Origin of the sequence: Paenibacillus sp. MABNR03 (assembly GCF_050455445.1) — a bacterium.
GTDB classification, from domain to species: Bacteria; Bacillota; Bacilli; order Paenibacillales; family Paenibacillaceae; genus Paenibacillus; species Paenibacillus xylanilyticus.
Map to the genome: position 1 here is coordinate 741,494 of NZ_JBCIYR010000002.1, position 14,246 is coordinate 755,739.

Below are 14,246 nucleotides of genomic sequence, written 5' to 3' on the forward strand. Positions count from 1 at the left end.
AATAGGAACGAATAATGGAGCCCGGAAGGTCATTTGACTTCCGGGTTTCTTGGTTCGTTTACTGTAACTTCTCTTTAATTACCGCAATCAGTGAAAACGTAGTGGGGCCTAATCATTCCTTTTAGCGAGCTCGACGAGTCTGTGCATACCTTCACGGATCTGCTGTTCGTGTGCATAGGAGAAGGACAAGCGCAGCTTGCGGCTGGCGGAAGCATCCGAAGGATCAAAAACCGTTCCCGGTACAAAAGCGACGGAATGCTCCATACACTGGTGAAGCAATCGGCCCGTATCAACGCCTTCCGGAAGCTCCACCCAGATATTGAGTCCACCCTCAGGCTGGGTCCAGGTCCAGTCCGTTTCCTGCAGGCACTGTTCCATGACTTCCATTCGTAATTGTATGGCGGTGCGCAGCTTGGATAAGTGCTGATGCATGCGTGGAGATTGAAAATAACGGAGAAAGAGCTTCTGGTTCAGAAGGGGTGATCCGTTATCCGCCAATGCTTTTACCGCCTGTAATCCAGGCATAAACCGGGGGCGGCACATAATTGCTGCAATTCGCAGACCCGGTACAACATACTTGCTGTAGCTGCGAATGTAGAGTGTATGCCCTGTCGTGTCGTACGTAAAGATCGGTGCCGGAGGTTTATCCTTAAAATAAATATCATAAGTGCTGTCGTCCTCGACGAGAAAACATCCATATTGTTCCGCCAGTTCAGGCAGTTGTTTCCGCTGTTCGGTTGGAATATTAATGCCGGTTGGATTCTGAAAGGTAGGCGTCATATAAAAAAGGCGCGGCTTCTCCGTCTTCATCAAATGCTCAATCTGCTCCAGGTTATAACCCTCCGGATGAATATCCGTAAAGATCAGGCGTGCACCCTGTTTGCGGAAAATTTCCATGGCAGGTCCGTAGGTTGGTCTTTCCATCAGAACCCGGTCACCCGGTCTGACCAAACTACGGGAGATCAGATCGATGGCCTGCTGTGCGCCCGAGGTGATGAGCACTTCTTCTGCCGAGATATAAAATCGTTCTTGCAGCGTCAGGTGGCTTGCCAGCGCACTACGGAGTTCCACATCACCCTGAATGGTAGAGTATGTACCGAGCAGGCGGGGATACTGATCCAGCAAATCCCGCATGAGTTCTCCCCAGTATCGGTTGGGCAGCAGGGCCGGGTCGATCAGTGACTTGGAAAACTGGTATTCCGCTTCAAGAGACTGCACGCGAGCGAGTGAATCCCAATGCAGCCAGGCGGAGACAGCAGGGTCATCTGCCTGATCTGCTACAGGCGAAGGGTCGGCAGGGCTGACATAGTAACCGGACTTGTCCTTGACGTATACAATCCCGCGTTCCTTTAACTCCTGATATGCTTTGAAAACCGTAAGCCGATGTACACCGAGCTGTTCGGACAGGCTTCGCACAGACGGAAGTTTTTCATGTTCGGCCCACTCTCCCGCCTCGATACGTACCACGAGATAATGAACCACCTGCTCATATAGTTTGAGGCTGTTATCTGTCATCAACATGGCTTTGCCCACCCGACTCACGCTCCTTTTGGACTCTATTGTAACAGGAAATGAGATTGTTCTGTTCTGTTTTATTCATTCTGTTCTGTAGACAGTGCTATATGATGGAGAACAGATGAAGGAGGGGCTAGCATGGTTGCAGCAGCATTTACGGTAATGTGTCTTATTTTTGGAACAACGTTTCTGGCGATTAAAATTGGAGTGGAGGCAGGCATGCCGCCTTTTCTATCGGCCGGATTGCGCTTTATTATTGCAGGGGCCTTGATGTTTGCATGGATGTGGATGAAAGGAAAGGTAAACCTGTCGCTGCTGTGGCGAAAAGAAATGCTCCTGACCGGAGCAGGACTGACCTTTGGCACGTTTGCGACCTTATACTGGGCGGAGCAATATGTAAGTTCTGGCGTAGGGGCCATCCTGTCGGCAACAGGACCGCTGATGATTATGGTGATGCAGACCGCTTTGTTACGGCAAAAAACATCTGCCCGCATGATTGCAGGCTGTCTGATCGGTTTCGGGGGAGTGGTTCTTGTCGTTTTACCGGGTGTAACCATTGGTGGAAGCTCACTGTGGCTATGGGGCTGTATCGCCGTTCTTGTTGGAGAAGTATGTTATTCTGCAGGTGCGCTCTACTCCAAAAAGGTGATAAACCAGTTCAAGGAAGCGAGTCCTGTGGCAATTAACGCGGTGCAGATGATGTACGGAGGCTTGTTGTTATCGGGACTCTCTGCCGTAACGGAATCGTGGAGCACAGCTGCGCTTGATTGGTCTCCGGCCGTTTTGTCCCTGATCTATTTGACGGTGATCGGTTCAATGGTTGGACATAGCCTGTTCTACTGGATTATGTCCCGTACCAACCCGTTGTTCCCGGCAACCTGGTTGTATATTTCCCCTCCGATTGCGGTCGGCCTTGGAGCAGTGGTTTATAATGAACATGTAAGCTGGATCACCTGGATCGGTGTTGTGCTTATTGTTTCAGGCTTGCTGGCGATGAATGAGAAAGTGATGAGCTGGCTGAAAAAAGGAAAACAATCCAATTCCTTGGTGCATACTTCCAAACCTGTGGTAAAATAGGCATTACTATTTTTACATAGGAATGAGGCGAGGAATAAAGTTGAATAGACAGAGACTCGGTGCGATATTTCTGTTTGCGGGAATTTTCCTTTATGGCATTATTCATATTGCAGCTGTTATACATGTCCCGTTAGTAACCGTCTGGGCGACCAGATGGGGGCGTTATTTGGAAGCTGTGTCCGAGACAGGTGGCCTCATTGGATTGGTTGTGGCGATCTTATTGTTTGTTGCAGGCGTGGTAATTCTGTTGACTGTTCTCATGGCTGATTTCCCCAAAGGGAAAATGATGCAAGAGATAAGGGAGCGGAACCGTGAGTTTGAGGAACGGTACGGAAACAACATACGAAATTCATAACTTAATTCAATGTTGAATGACTTCCACATATGGGGGGCATCCCGATATCAATAGAGATGAATTTTAGGATATCAACAAAAAAACAGCCTCTGGTTCAGCGAATTTATTCGCTGCCCAAGGCTGTTTTTTGCTTACAATATTACCTATCGTTCTCGTATTACTCCGCGTTCAGCACAAATTTCTCAATGACCTGCTTCACGCCGTCTTCGTTGTTGCTTGCCGTAATGTAATCTGCCAGCTCTTTGAGGGCAGGGATCGCATTACCCATTGCTACGCCAAGGCCTGCGACTTCCAACATCTCATGGTCATTCCAGGAATCCCCGATCGCAATGCACTCGCTCAGTTGGTGGCCAAAGTGATCCGCCAAGAAGGTGAGTGCATGGCCTTTCGTTCCCTCGCGATGCATGATTTCGAGGAAGTATGGTTTAGACTTGGTGATATGCACTTCAGATCCGAGAAGCTCACGCAGATCAGCTGCCACCTCATCGAGATAATCCGGCTCATCAATGATGAGCAATTTCGGTGTTTTTTGCTCAATGACCTTAATGAAATCCGGTTCGATATGGTACTGAGTACCATTCAGTTTGGCATAGTCACGCAGCTTGTCATTTTCTTCACGGGCATACAGCTTATCATCAATGTACGTTTGCAGATGCAAATTATGCTCCAGGCAATAGTCGAACAACTTACGGGAAGCGTCCTGTGGAACATAGCGCTCGTAGAGTACTTTTTCATCCAGCAAGTTTTTCACCAAGGCGCCTTGATACGTAATGATTGGCACGTTCAGCTTCGTTTGGCGAGCGAGTGCCTGTGCAGAAGCATAGGCACGTCCTGTTGCTAGGGTAACGACTACACCATGGGCAACCGCTTGTTCCAGGGCAGTTTGTGTTGCTGGGGTTACTTCCTTGTTGTCGTTGATGAGGGTATCATCGATGTCGATTGCGATTAATTTGTAGGTCATCTGAGTTTCTCTCCTTTTATCTGTATCTATAATATGAACGAATGGATATGAATTACACGAGACCACTCCAAATGCAGAATCATCTTTCGATCGCTGTTATCCCCGGATTTCTTGAATCCTTTATACAATGGGGAAATCTGGGGATAAAGGCGAACGCTTCGCTTCTTAAGATTGATTCTACTTTTTCCGTTAAAGTGTAATCCTGGAATACGTTCTAAAATTATGCTCACATCTAAGTCTATTCTTCGAGGAAAACGAGGCCGATAAAGTCCTCAAGCTCCAGATTGCCGAAGTAGTGTTTCACATCAAGGCCTTCAAGCGCTGTACGCACTTCGGATTCCTCATAACGCTTGCCACGCAGCATGTCTTCGATATCCGCCACATCACCTACGCCGAAGAAGTCACCGAAGATTTTGATATTCTCGATTCGTCCGTCCTTGATGTTCATGCGCAGATCAATAATGCCGACCGGAAATTTGCGGGTATGCTTCACATTGCTCTCCGGCGACAAACCATAGTTCCAATCCCAGTTGCTGTAACGCTCGGCGGAGATTTCCTTGATCTTGTCCCAATCTTTCTCCGTGAGTTCATATTGGGGAACATCCTGCGGCTCCATGCGGAAAATGTGACGTAACAGCTCGTCCCGGAATTGCTCAATGGTCAGGTTGCTGTCAATTAGATCCCGAATGTTGGCTACCCGGCTGCGTACGGATTTGGTGCTCTTGGATTTGAACTTCTCCGGATTTACGTTCAGGGATGCCTGCACGTGGTCCAGATTCAGGTCAAACATCAATGTCCCGTGACTGAACATGCGTCCGCGCGTGGAGAACTGGGCGTTACCCGAGATTTTCTTTTCTCCGACCTGAAGATCGTTGCGTCCAGTCAGTTCGGCATTGACACCAAGCTCCTGCAAAGCTTCCACAACAGGTTGAGTGAACTTGCGGAAGTTGTGGAAGGATTGGCCGTCATCCTTGGTAATAAAACTGAAATTGAGGTTGCCCAGATCGTGGTAGACGGCTCCGCCACCCGAGAGGCGACGTACGACCTGCACGCCGTTATCCTGAACATATTCGATGTTAATCTCTTCAATGGTATTCTGATGTTTTCCGATAATAATGGACGGGCGGTTGATGTAAAACAGCAGATAGCTGTCATCCATCGGCAGATGCTTCAGAATGTATTCCTCAATCGCGAGGTTTACAGAAGGATCTGTAATGCCCTGGTTATCAACAAACAGCATGGTCATTCCTCCATTAATGTATGTGAGGGACGATTATCCCTTATGTAGTGTTACGCCTGCGAATCAAAATTCCTCTTCTATTGTAAACGAATTGTCGATTGGACACAAAGGAATTGAAGCAGGGAGCGCATCGCTCAGACAAATCAGGATTGACCCATCACAGTCACGCCATCCATAATAAAAATGACATGCAGAAAGGATGACGGACAAAAATGAGCGGTTTCATTGAAGTTTTCGGACATGGCGGTGACGTGGAGACTGCTGCGTCAAGGTTTGGCGGGAATCCTGGGGATTTCCTCGATTTTAGTGCAAATATTAATCCTCTGGGTCCGCCCAAGGAAGTACTGAAGGCGTTGGAGCAGGGATTGCAAACAGTACTGCGTTACCCTGATCCCGCACACCGGGCTTTTAAATCATTGCTCGGCGAGCGTCTTGGCCTGTCAGAGGAGTACATATCTGTAGGCAATGGTGCTGCAGAAAGCATGGCTCTGATCTTGCTGGGGCTCTCACCCCGGAAGGTGGGCACAGTGGAACCCGGATTTTCGGAATACCGTTCCTTGTCCCGGCAATTCGGGGCAGAAGTACATCATGTCCTGGGACGGGAAGAACTTGAATGGCGAGCGTTGCCTGAGGATATCGAAAAACTGATGGAACAGGTGGATCTGCTATTCCTTGGACAGCCCAATAACCCTAATGGTGTGCAGTATTCCGTAGAAGTACTCCATCGGCTGGCTCGCCATGCAGAGAAGACGGATACCGTCCTGGTGATCGATGAGGCATTTATGGATTTTATCCCTGAAGCACGGCGGCAATCCCTGGCCTCCCGATTACAGGAATATCCACAGGTCATCATCATTCGCTCGATGACCAAGTTTTATGCCATACCTGGCCTTCGGCTGGGCTACGCGATGGGTCGTCCGGATCTGATTCGTGCGATGACGGAGAAACAGGTGACCTGGAGTGTCAATGGACTGGCACTGATCGCGGGAGAAGCTTGTCTGTGCAGTGGGGAAGCCTTTGAACGGGATACACTGGAACAGGTTTCGCTTGAACGAGAGAAGTTGACGTCCGGCCTGGAGACTTGTGGATTTGACGTGACACGCGGAGAAGCGAATTTCATACTGGCCCGTGTGCCGCAGCCGTGGACAGCGGCAACCATGCAGGCGGCTCTTGGGAAACGCGGTATTCTGATTCGCAGTTGTGCCATGTACCCGGGACTTGAAGAAAGACATATCCGTTTGGCGGTCAAGGACACGACGTCGAATCTTCGTCTGGTGAACGAAATTAAAGGTATCATCGGACAAACGATACCGGGAATGACGGCAGGGGGGACGGAGCCATGACGCTGCCATTTTTCCAGTACTATACCCATGCGAAAGCAGAACAAGACGAATATCGTTCTGCTGCATGGCCGGGGCTAACCATCCGTGCGCATGAGCGTCATATTCGATCATCCATCCCTAATCGGGTAAACGCCATTTCCAGTGCGGTGTACGGCGGTGGGATGATTGAACTGGATCGCATATTCAATATTTATGTGGACAAGCATTATCGTTGTGATGACCCACAGCGTGATATTACAGACTTCCTGATGGGATGGGAGGAGCGTACAGCTGCATGTGCCGGATTACTGACAGCGGTTAAGCTTGCGCACACTTCCGTTCAGGAATATATGGGCGATGAAGCAGGGATCTTGTGCTGTACCACAGCCGGGGTTTCGAATGCTGCGCGTGCTGGTTCTGCAAGAACGGTGTTTGATGCGGCGGGGAACATAACTAAACCGGGTGAAGTTTCTGGCCTGCCCTATACGCCCGGAACGATTAATATCATGTTATGGATGAACGGCTACATGACGCCCGGAGCAATGGTTAATGCCATTCAGACAGCCGTGGAAGCCAAAACGGCAGCGCTCGCGGATTATGGTGTGGTGGATGCCGAGAACGGGCTAACGGCAACCGGAACGACAACGGATGCGATCGTGCTCGCCACAAGTCAGGTGGGGGAAAAACCACTGATTTCCTACGCGGGAACGGCTACGGTGATTGGAGCAGCGATCGGGCGGCTGGTGTATGACTCCATTACTGAAAGTTTGCAAACCGGTCAGGCGTGGAAAGAGAGGAATAGCAAGCGATGATATCTCTGAGTCAATTGGCGGGCTGGCCAATCTGGACTGGAATGACAGGAGCCTGGATTATTTTGGCGGCATACATACTGGATCGCTTCATTGGAGACCCGCGCTGGATTCCCCACCCGGTGATCGGCATGGGAAAGGGGATTTCTGCACTGGAGCGGGGGATCAGAAAACGAGTGAGCAGTGATCAGGGCCTTAAACGGGCTGGGGTCCTGTTTCCTATAGTCATTGCGGGTGGTTCCTTTGCGCTTACTTGGGGAGTGGTATACATACTTGGACTCATTCATCCCTTGGTTGCAGCTGCAGCTGAAGTGGTACTGATTGCCACCACCATTGCGTCCAAAGGACTGAAAGATGCAGGCATGGAAGTGTATCGTCATCTGAGTCAAAAGGATTGGCCTGCGGCGAGACGTTCACTCGGCATGATCGTAGGGCGTGATACAGCTCATCTGGATGAACCGGAGGTGGTGCGGGGAACGGTGGAGACGGTAGCGGAAAATATTGTGGATGCCATCGTTTCTCCGCTATTCTATGCCCTGATTGGCGGTGCTCCGCTGGCGATGGCTTATCGGGCCGTGAATACGCTGGATTCCATGGTCGGCTATAAAAATGAAAAATATATGCATCTCGGCTGGGCATCCGCGCGTCTGGATGACTGGGCGAACTGGATTCCCGCACGGATTACCGCCTTGCTGCTGATAACGGGAGCATGGTTCATGAGGCTGGATGCAAAAGGCGCAGCACGCATGGTACGCCGGGATGCCAGATTGCACCCGAGCCCAAACAGCGGATTTCCGGAGTCGGCGGTTGCGGGAGCTCTGGGCATCAGGCTTGGCGGACACAACGTTTACCATGGCGTGGCTTCTTTTCGAGCCTATATGGGCGAGCAGACCCGGCTGATGGAAGCAGAGGATATCGTGCGCACCACACGTTTGATGTTTTGGTCGGCGGGGGCCTTTGTGCTGTTATGCTGGCTGACAGCACTCGTAATCTGGGCAGCAGGAGGCGCACAGTGGTGGAATTAGACTGTGAACAGCATGGAACTGAAATACGGGATATTGTGTTTATCCGTCATGGTACAACGTCTTGGAATGTTGAAAAAAGATATCTCGGACATACCGATATCGGTCTTCTGCCGGATGCAGAGCGGGAACTGGCTTCGCTTCGCGAGTCGATCAGCGCGATCACTTGGGATGCGCTGTATTGCAGTGATCTGCTGCGCTGCCGTCAGACCATGCAACGAATCGCGCCTGTGCAAGCAGGACAAGCACAGCTTGATCCGCGTCTGCGTGAGATTGATTTTGGGCAATGGGAAGGGCTGACTTACGATCAGCTCAAGGACAACCCGCACTACCGGGATTGGATTGATGCACCGCAGGATGTGACGCCACCGGGCGGCGAGCCTTGGCAGGCTTTTACTGCGAGGATTGACTCCTTTCTGACGGATTGCCTGTTGTCCGCTTCGCCAGAGGTATATTCCGGAGAAAATATGGTTCCGGCGATAGCCGTGGTTACCCATGGCGGCGTAATTCGTTATGCGGTATCACGTCTCATACCGGAACTGGGATTCTGGGACACACAGGTTATTCCGGGGCAAGCGATTAAGGTTCGGCTGGAAAAAAGCAAAAACAGCTGGGTATCAAGCAGGGTGTCTTTTCCATGAATCGGGTTGTAAGGATGTGCAATATAACCTATAATCACAACAGAAGTGTGACTTCAGCATGGATACATCTTTGGTTATGCACATAAGTGCTAACGGATGCGATATGCTCACTTGAATGGTTACAATATCAGCGACCACGGGTCCCGTGTGCATGTATCAAATGTCATCGATTTTTATGAGCGATGAACGGCACAACGGGTGAAATAGGGAAGCCGGTGTGAATCCGGCACGGTCCCGCCACTGTAAATCAGGACGAGTAGTCCTGTAAGTCAGGTTACCTGCCCTGGACGTACAAACCGGTGTTCCTTCGAGGAAAGGACAGCGTTTCGGGCAGTTCTATGCGCATGTACAGTGGTTACGCTGAAGATGTGCAGATCGCCATATGCGAGACGTCATCCCTGATCCTGGCGTAAGGATCGGGGATTTTTTTGTTCATATAGGATGAACCGAAATATTCACACGTAACGAAGAGTGCAGAACCAATCTGGAGAAGCGTAGCGCTCGCCTTTATCCCCGGATTTTCACGTTAATAAGAGAGAATCAAAAAAAATCTGGGGATAACAGCGATCGGAAGATGGTACTGCAATCGTAGTGGCCTAGTGTGGTTTTCTAGGGTCATTTTATTTAGGAACACAAATTCAGGGGAAACGGTCAGGATCACTACTTAAGAGAGAACATAGAGAAGGGGAGAATGAACAACATGAATATCAAAAATTGGAAAAACGTAGCGTCACTGCTGAGTGCAGCGGCACTCGCACTGGCTTTGGCCGGATGTGGCAACGCAACAACTAACGAGGGCACAGGTGCTTCACAGCAGCCGGCACAGGAGCAATCCCAAGGCCAGGAGCAGACGGATCTCAAAACACAATATCCACTGACGGTAACCGATGCGACGGGTGAATCCTTTACGTTTGAGCAAGCGCCAGCCAAAATCGTATCCGTATCCCCGGCAGAAACCGAAACGCTGTTCGCACTCGGGCTGGACGAGCAGATTGTAGGGGTATCCGACTATGATGATTATCCTGAAGCCGCAACAACCAAAGCGAAAATGGGCGGCGTCTCGAAGCCAAACGAAGAGTCTATCATTGCTGCTGAAGCAGACATCGTATTTACAGGTATCTCAATGAGCGAAGATGCCGTGAAAAAGCTGCGTGAACTGGGTATCACCATTTTTAAAACCGATCCCAAATCGGTAGACGATGTAATGAACAACATCGAAACGTTTGGCAAAATCACGGATCATCAGGAGCAGGCACAGGAGCTCATCACCAAGATGAAACAGGATGTGGCGGACGTAACTGAAGCGGTGAAGGCTGTTAAGCCGGAAGAGAAGAAAAATGTTTACGTTGAATTCTCCCCAGGTTGGACGGTAGGTAAAGGTGAGTTCATGGACGAACTGATCACTGTTGCCGGTGGGATCAACGTTGCTTCCGACCTGGAAGGTTGGAATGAAATTAACGAAGAGAACATTATTGCTTCCAATCCGGATGTGATTTTGTACGCGAACGATGTCATTGATGAAAACTCCAAAACATTGGATCAAATCATCAAAGAGCGCAGCGGCTGGGATCAAATTACAGCTGTGAAAGACGACGCAGTCATTGGCCTGGATGCCAACCTGCTGAGCCGTCCGGGACCACGCGTAACGGAAGGTTTGAAAGCTGTAGCCAAAGCGATCTATCCTGATCTGTTCCAATGAGTAAAAAGCTGGCAGTGTACGGAACAGCCGGAATTCTGCTGCTTGTGCTGACCGTGCTGATCTGTACGGGCATCGGTTCGGTGGCTCTGCCTGTCCGTGACATTGCAGGCATTCTGCTTCATCACATGCCATGGATCGGAGACTGGATCACGCCCGACTGGAGTACGTCAGCCGAGCAGATTATATGGAAGGTTCGTTTCCCGCGCGTGCTGCTTGCCGTGCTTGTGGGTGCATCGCTGGCAATCGCCGGAGCGGGATTTCAAGGGGTTCTTCGTAACCCGCTGGCAGATCCGTTTACCCTGGGCGTATCGTCCGGTGCATCGGTGGGGGCAGCTTTTCTGATTTTCTTCGGATTGCAGTACGCACTGATCGGAATCTGGACCTTGCCGCTTGTTGCGTTTCTGACGGGCGTACTCACGTTGTGGTTTGTACTTGCCCTGGCTCGTGAAGGGCGCAAAATACCGACGCACAGCCTGATTCTGGCTGGTGTGGTGATGCAAAGTTTTCTGGGAGCGGTGGTCTCCTTCCTGTCGACCATGTCGAAACAGACGATTAATGAAATTATATACTGGACGATGGGAAGTCTGGCTCTGCGTGGGTGGTCGTATACGGCCATCCTTTTCCCGTATTTTCTGCTGGGCCTGATTTTCCTCTGGAGCCGTGCACGTTCATTGAATGTCCTTGCTCTGGGGGAACGGCAGGCTGCGCATATTGGGGTTGGAGTCGATCGGCTGAAGTTGTCCGTGCTTGCTGTGGGAACACTTCTTACCGCAGGAGCGGTCTCCGTATCCGGCGTTATTGGATTCGTTGGATTGGTGATTCCGCATATTCTTCGGCTGCTTGTGGGGCCTGACTATCGATTGCTGGTACCCTTGTCCGCCATTGGTGGAGCCATCTTCATGGTATGGGCTGATACGATTGCCCGCTCCTTGCTGGCACCGACCGAAATTCCGCTGGGTGTGGTGACGGCCTTTGTCGGTGCGCCTTTCTTCGCGTATTTGCTGCATCGGAACAAAAAGCTGCGAAAAGGGGTGATGCCATGAGTACGAGCATGGGTACAACCATGGATACAAGTGTTACCCCAGGAAAGCCGCTGATCGAGGTCGCGGGTGCAGATAAAATGTACGGTGACCACCGAGCCCTGCATGATGTGGACTGGCGTGTCACGGAAGGGGAATGGTGGGGTGTCGTTGGTCCAAACGGAAGCGGGAAATCAACGCTGCTCCAGCTCATCGCCGGAACGGAACAGCCCAATGCAGGCAGCATCCGGATTGCAGGGCGGGAGATTACCTCTTACAGTCGCAAAGACCTGTCACGTATGATTGCGGTATTGCAGCAGGACGGTCTGCCTGCCATTTCCTATCCCGTCAGGGATGTTGTGGAGATGGGGCGTTATCCTTATCAGAATTGGCTGGGCAGGGAAACCTCCGATGGGGCGGCAGTGGTAGACCGGGTCCTGGAAGAACTGGGCTTAACCGAAATGGCCGACAGGCCGCTGGATGCACTCAGCGGAGGACAGAGACAGCGGGTGGCACTCGCCAAAGTCATGGCACAGGAACCCAAGCTGTTATTGCTGGATGAACCGACGACTTTTCTGGATATCCGATATCAATTGCAATTCATGGAGCTGTTATCTTCCTGGCGCCAAAAAAACAAGATCACGATTGTGGCTGTGCTGCACGATCTGAACCTGGCTGCGCAATTTTGTGACCACATTCTGGCTCTTCGTGAGGGTATGTGTGTAAGCAGTGGGACACCGCAGTCGTTGATGACGGAAGAAAACATTCGGGATATTTTCCGGGTGAACCCAGCCATGGTGAATCATCCCGATCATGGTCTGCCGCAATTATTGCTGCGGCGGGAACAAGAATGAACGAAAAGGGGCAACCCCATATTTTGATGAAGGAAGTGCTGGCGGTATGAATAATGAACAGGTGTTGGAACAGTTAATTGGTCGGATCGTGGGTCCCAATGAAGAAGTTGCTGCAGAAGCCTCGGCGCATGTGGATGCATTGACAAAACCGCCCGGCAGTCTGGGCAAACTGGAACAGCTGGTTATTCGTCTTGCGGGGATAACCGGAGAGGCCCGGCCGTCCCTGGATCGCAGAGCTGTTATCGTTATGGCTGCCGATCATGGCGTGGTTGCGGAAGGCATCAGCGTTTTCCCGGCAGAAGTAACGCCGCAGATGGTCCATAACTTTCTCGCTGGAGGAGCGGCAGTCAATGTTCTGGCTCGTCATGCAGGCGCAGATGTCATCTGTGTGGACATTGGTGTGAATGCCGATCTGGAACATCCGGATCTGGTCTCCCGCAAAGTACGCAAAGGAACTGCCAACATGGCTCAAGGTGCAGCCATGAGTCGTGATGAAGCAATCCAGGCCATTCTTGCCGGGGCTGAGGTTGTGGCTGCTGAGGTTGCCAAGGGAACCAAGTTGTTCGTAACCGGGGAAATGGGAATCGGCAATACCACAGCGAGTGCTGCGGTCATGTGTGCCTTAACCGGGACAGCACCTGCTTCAGCGGTTGGCCGCGGAACCGGTATCGACGATGCAGGTCTGCAGCGCAAGGCTGCCGTGGTCAGCCGGGCACTGAGCGTGAATGCACCGGATGCAGACGATGCATTGGACGTGCTCGGCAAAGTGGGCGGATTGGAAATTGCCGGACTGACAGGTGTCATTCTCGCAGCTGCAGCCCATGGCTGCCCTGTTGTTGTGGATGGATTTATCTCCACTGCAGCGGCGCTGATTGCAAGACAGCTTGCTCCGGTCAGTGTGGAGTATATGATCGCTTCCCATACTTCACATGAAAGTGGACATGCCGCACTTCTGCGCGAACTTGGACTCAAACCGATGCTGGATCTGGACATGCGGCTGGGTGAGGGAACCGGAGGCGTGCTCAGCCTTCATTTAATTGATGCAGCTTGTCGTATATTGAACGAAATGGCCACATTCGCAAGCGCTGGCGTATCGGACGGCTCGAATGAGACTGGACGTACGGATGACTCATCGACAGCTGCCTCGGAGGTTCGGGGAGAGGTATCTCCATGAGTGTGCTTGTAACGGGCGGGGCGAGGAGCGGCAAAAGCTCCTTCGCCGAGCGTCTCTGCATGCAGCGTTCCTCCGAAGCCTGGTATGTGGCAACCGCGCAGGCATATGACGATGAGATGCGCGAGCGGATCCGCCTGCATCAGAACCAACGGGATGAAGCAGGGTACCTGTGGCACACGGTGGAGGAACCGCTGGCATTGCCTGAACTTATCACACGTATGGGAGAATCCCACACAGGAACGTCTGCACCAACCATTTTGGTGGATTGTCTGACACTCTGGTTAACGAATGTACTGCTTACACATGAGCATGAGCCTGAACAGGTTGTTTTGGAACATATGAATGCACTGGTATCTGCCATTGAGTCCTATCCCGGACTGCTTGTACTGGTTACGAATGAAGTGGGTGACGGTATCGTACCTGAGTATGCATTAGGCAGAAGGTATCGGGATCTGGCGGGTATATTGAATCAGCGGATCGCAGCTATTTGCCGTGAGGTGTTTCTGGTGACTGTGGGGATTGCCATTGAGCTGAAAAGCAAGGAGTATCGCTTATGAG

At 51.2% G+C, this 14,246-nt stretch carries 14 protein-coding genes and 1 riboswitch; of the genes, 11 read left to right on the forward strand and 3 right to left on the reverse strand.

Features of this window, described 5'->3' with window-relative positions; all coding sequences use genetic code 11:
- Positions 1-108 precede the first annotated feature (108 nt).
- The gene (locus AAIH57_RS11955) at positions 109-1,533 is read right to left on the reverse strand and encodes a PLP-dependent aminotransferase family protein (protein WP_430021743.1); all 1,425 of its coding nucleotides are present in this window, start codon (positions 1,531-1,533) and stop codon (positions 109-111) included.
- A 120-nt stretch (positions 1,534-1,653) separates the two neighbouring features.
- Between AAIH57_RS11955 and AAIH57_RS11960 the strand changes: the two genes are divergently transcribed.
- Positions 1,654-2,592: a DMT family transporter gene (locus tag AAIH57_RS11960; protein ID WP_175398289.1), complete on the forward strand. Its 939-nt coding sequence runs from the start codon at positions 1,654-1,656 to the stop codon at positions 2,590-2,592.
- Positions 2,593-2,632: 40 nt separating this feature from the next.
- Positions 2,633-2,947, forward strand: coding sequence for a hypothetical protein (locus AAIH57_RS11965; RefSeq protein WP_175398290.1), 315 nt, complete (start codon positions 2,633-2,635; stop codon positions 2,945-2,947).
- A gap of 157 nt (positions 2,948-3,104) precedes the next feature.
- Here the strand turns inward: AAIH57_RS11965 and AAIH57_RS11970 are convergent, their stop codons facing one another.
- Complete coding sequence (locus tag AAIH57_RS11970) at positions 3,105-3,908, reverse strand: Cof-type HAD-IIB family hydrolase (RefSeq protein ID WP_175398291.1); 804 nt, start codon at positions 3,906-3,908, stop codon at positions 3,105-3,107.
- 238 nt (positions 3,909-4,146) lie between these two features.
- On the reverse strand, positions 4,147-5,148 hold the full coding sequence (locus AAIH57_RS11975; RefSeq protein WP_175398292.1) for a lipoate--protein ligase: 1,002 nt from the start codon (positions 5,146-5,148) through the stop codon (positions 4,147-4,149).
- A 212-nt stretch (positions 5,149-5,360) separates the two neighbouring features.
- On the opposite strand from AAIH57_RS11975, the gene cobD reads away from it, so the two are divergent.
- The 9 genes from cobD (at position 5,361) to cobU (ending at position 14,245) form a co-directional block, all read left to right on the forward strand.
- Positions 5,361-6,491 (forward strand): threonine-phosphate decarboxylase CobD, encoded by a 1,131-nt coding sequence (gene cobD, locus AAIH57_RS11980; protein ID WP_430021744.1) that lies wholly within the window; start codon positions 5,361-5,363, stop codon positions 6,489-6,491.
- Positions 6,488-7,282, forward strand: coding sequence for an adenosylcobinamide amidohydrolase (locus AAIH57_RS11985; RefSeq protein ID WP_430021745.1), 795 nt, complete (start codon positions 6,488-6,490; stop codon positions 7,280-7,282). The genes cobD and AAIH57_RS11985 overlap by 4 nt, the downstream gene beginning before the upstream one ends.
- A 41-nt stretch (positions 7,283-7,323) precedes the next feature.
- A complete protein-coding gene (gene cbiB / locus AAIH57_RS11990; RefSeq protein ID WP_430022134.1) occupies positions 7,324-8,304 on the forward strand; it encodes an adenosylcobinamide-phosphate synthase CbiB in 981 nt (326 codons plus the stop codon).
- The gene (locus AAIH57_RS11995) at positions 8,295-8,942 is read left to right on the forward strand and encodes a histidine phosphatase family protein (RefSeq protein ID WP_430021746.1); all 648 of its coding nucleotides are present in this window, start codon (positions 8,295-8,297) and stop codon (positions 8,940-8,942) included. Before cbiB ends, AAIH57_RS11995 begins: the two co-directional genes overlap by 10 nt.
- Positions 8,943-9,111: 169 nt before the next feature.
- Positions 9,112-9,242, forward strand: a riboswitch (cobalamin riboswitch).
- Between the two features lie 400 nt (positions 9,243-9,642).
- Positions 9,643-10,641, forward strand: coding sequence for an ABC transporter substrate-binding protein (locus tag AAIH57_RS12000; RefSeq protein WP_175398296.1), 999 nt, complete (start codon positions 9,643-9,645; stop codon positions 10,639-10,641).
- Positions 10,638-11,684 carry a FecCD family ABC transporter permease gene (locus AAIH57_RS12005; protein ID WP_175398297.1) on the forward strand — a complete coding sequence of 349 codons (1,047 nt, stop codon included), beginning with the start codon at positions 10,638-10,640 and terminating at the stop codon, positions 11,682-11,684. Before AAIH57_RS12000 ends, AAIH57_RS12005 begins: the two co-directional genes overlap by 4 nt.
- Complete coding sequence (locus AAIH57_RS12010) at positions 11,681-12,514, forward strand: ABC transporter ATP-binding protein (protein WP_246311054.1); 834 nt, start codon at positions 11,681-11,683, stop codon at positions 12,512-12,514. Before AAIH57_RS12005 ends, AAIH57_RS12010 begins: the two co-directional genes overlap by 4 nt.
- A 46-nt stretch (positions 12,515-12,560) precedes the next feature.
- A complete protein-coding gene (gene cobT, locus AAIH57_RS12015; RefSeq protein WP_175398298.1) occupies positions 12,561-13,688 on the forward strand; it encodes a nicotinate-nucleotide--dimethylbenzimidazole phosphoribosyltransferase in 1,128 nt (375 codons plus the stop codon).
- Positions 13,685-14,245 (forward strand): bifunctional adenosylcobinamide kinase/adenosylcobinamide-phosphate guanylyltransferase, encoded by a 561-nt coding sequence (gene cobU, locus AAIH57_RS12020; protein WP_413034594.1) that lies wholly within the window; start codon positions 13,685-13,687, stop codon positions 14,243-14,245. Before cobT ends, cobU begins: the two co-directional genes overlap by 4 nt.
- Position 14,246 lies beyond the last annotated feature (1 nt).

Excerpts from the sequence above, each read along its gene's own strand:
- AAIH57_RS11960 (WP_175398289.1), top strand. The coding sequence starts at position 1,654 with ATGGTTGCAGCAGCATTTACGGTAATGTGTCTTATTTTTGGAACAACG.
- AAIH57_RS11970 (WP_175398291.1), bottom strand. The coding sequence starts at position 3,908 with ATGACCTACAAATTAATCGCAATCGACATCGATGATACCCTCATCAAC.
- AAIH57_RS11975 (WP_175398292.1), bottom strand. The coding sequence starts at position 5,148 with ATGCTGTTTGTTGATAACCAGGGCATTACAGATCCTTCTGTAAACCTC.
- cobD (WP_430021744.1), top strand. The coding sequence starts at position 5,361 with ATGAGCGGTTTCATTGAAGTTTTCGGACATGGCGGTGACGTGGAGACT.
- AAIH57_RS11985 (WP_430021745.1), top strand. The coding sequence starts at position 6,488 with ATGACGCTGCCATTTTTCCAGTACTATACCCATGCGAAAGCAGAACAA.
- cbiB (WP_430022134.1), top strand. The coding sequence starts at position 7,324 with ATGACAGGAGCCTGGATTATTTTGGCGGCATACATACTGGATCGCTTC.
- AAIH57_RS12000 (WP_175398296.1), top strand. The coding sequence starts at position 9,643 with ATGAATATCAAAAATTGGAAAAACGTAGCGTCACTGCTGAGTGCAGCG.
- AAIH57_RS12005 (WP_175398297.1), top strand. The coding sequence starts at position 10,638 with ATGAGTAAAAAGCTGGCAGTGTACGGAACAGCCGGAATTCTGCTGCTT.
- AAIH57_RS12010 (WP_246311054.1), top strand. The coding sequence starts at position 11,681 with ATGAGTACGAGCATGGGTACAACCATGGATACAAGTGTTACCCCAGGA.
- cobT (WP_175398298.1), top strand. The coding sequence starts at position 12,561 with ATGAATAATGAACAGGTGTTGGAACAGTTAATTGGTCGGATCGTGGGT.
- cobU (WP_413034594.1), top strand. The coding sequence starts at position 13,685 with ATGAGTGTGCTTGTAACGGGCGGGGCGAGGAGCGGCAAAAGCTCCTTC.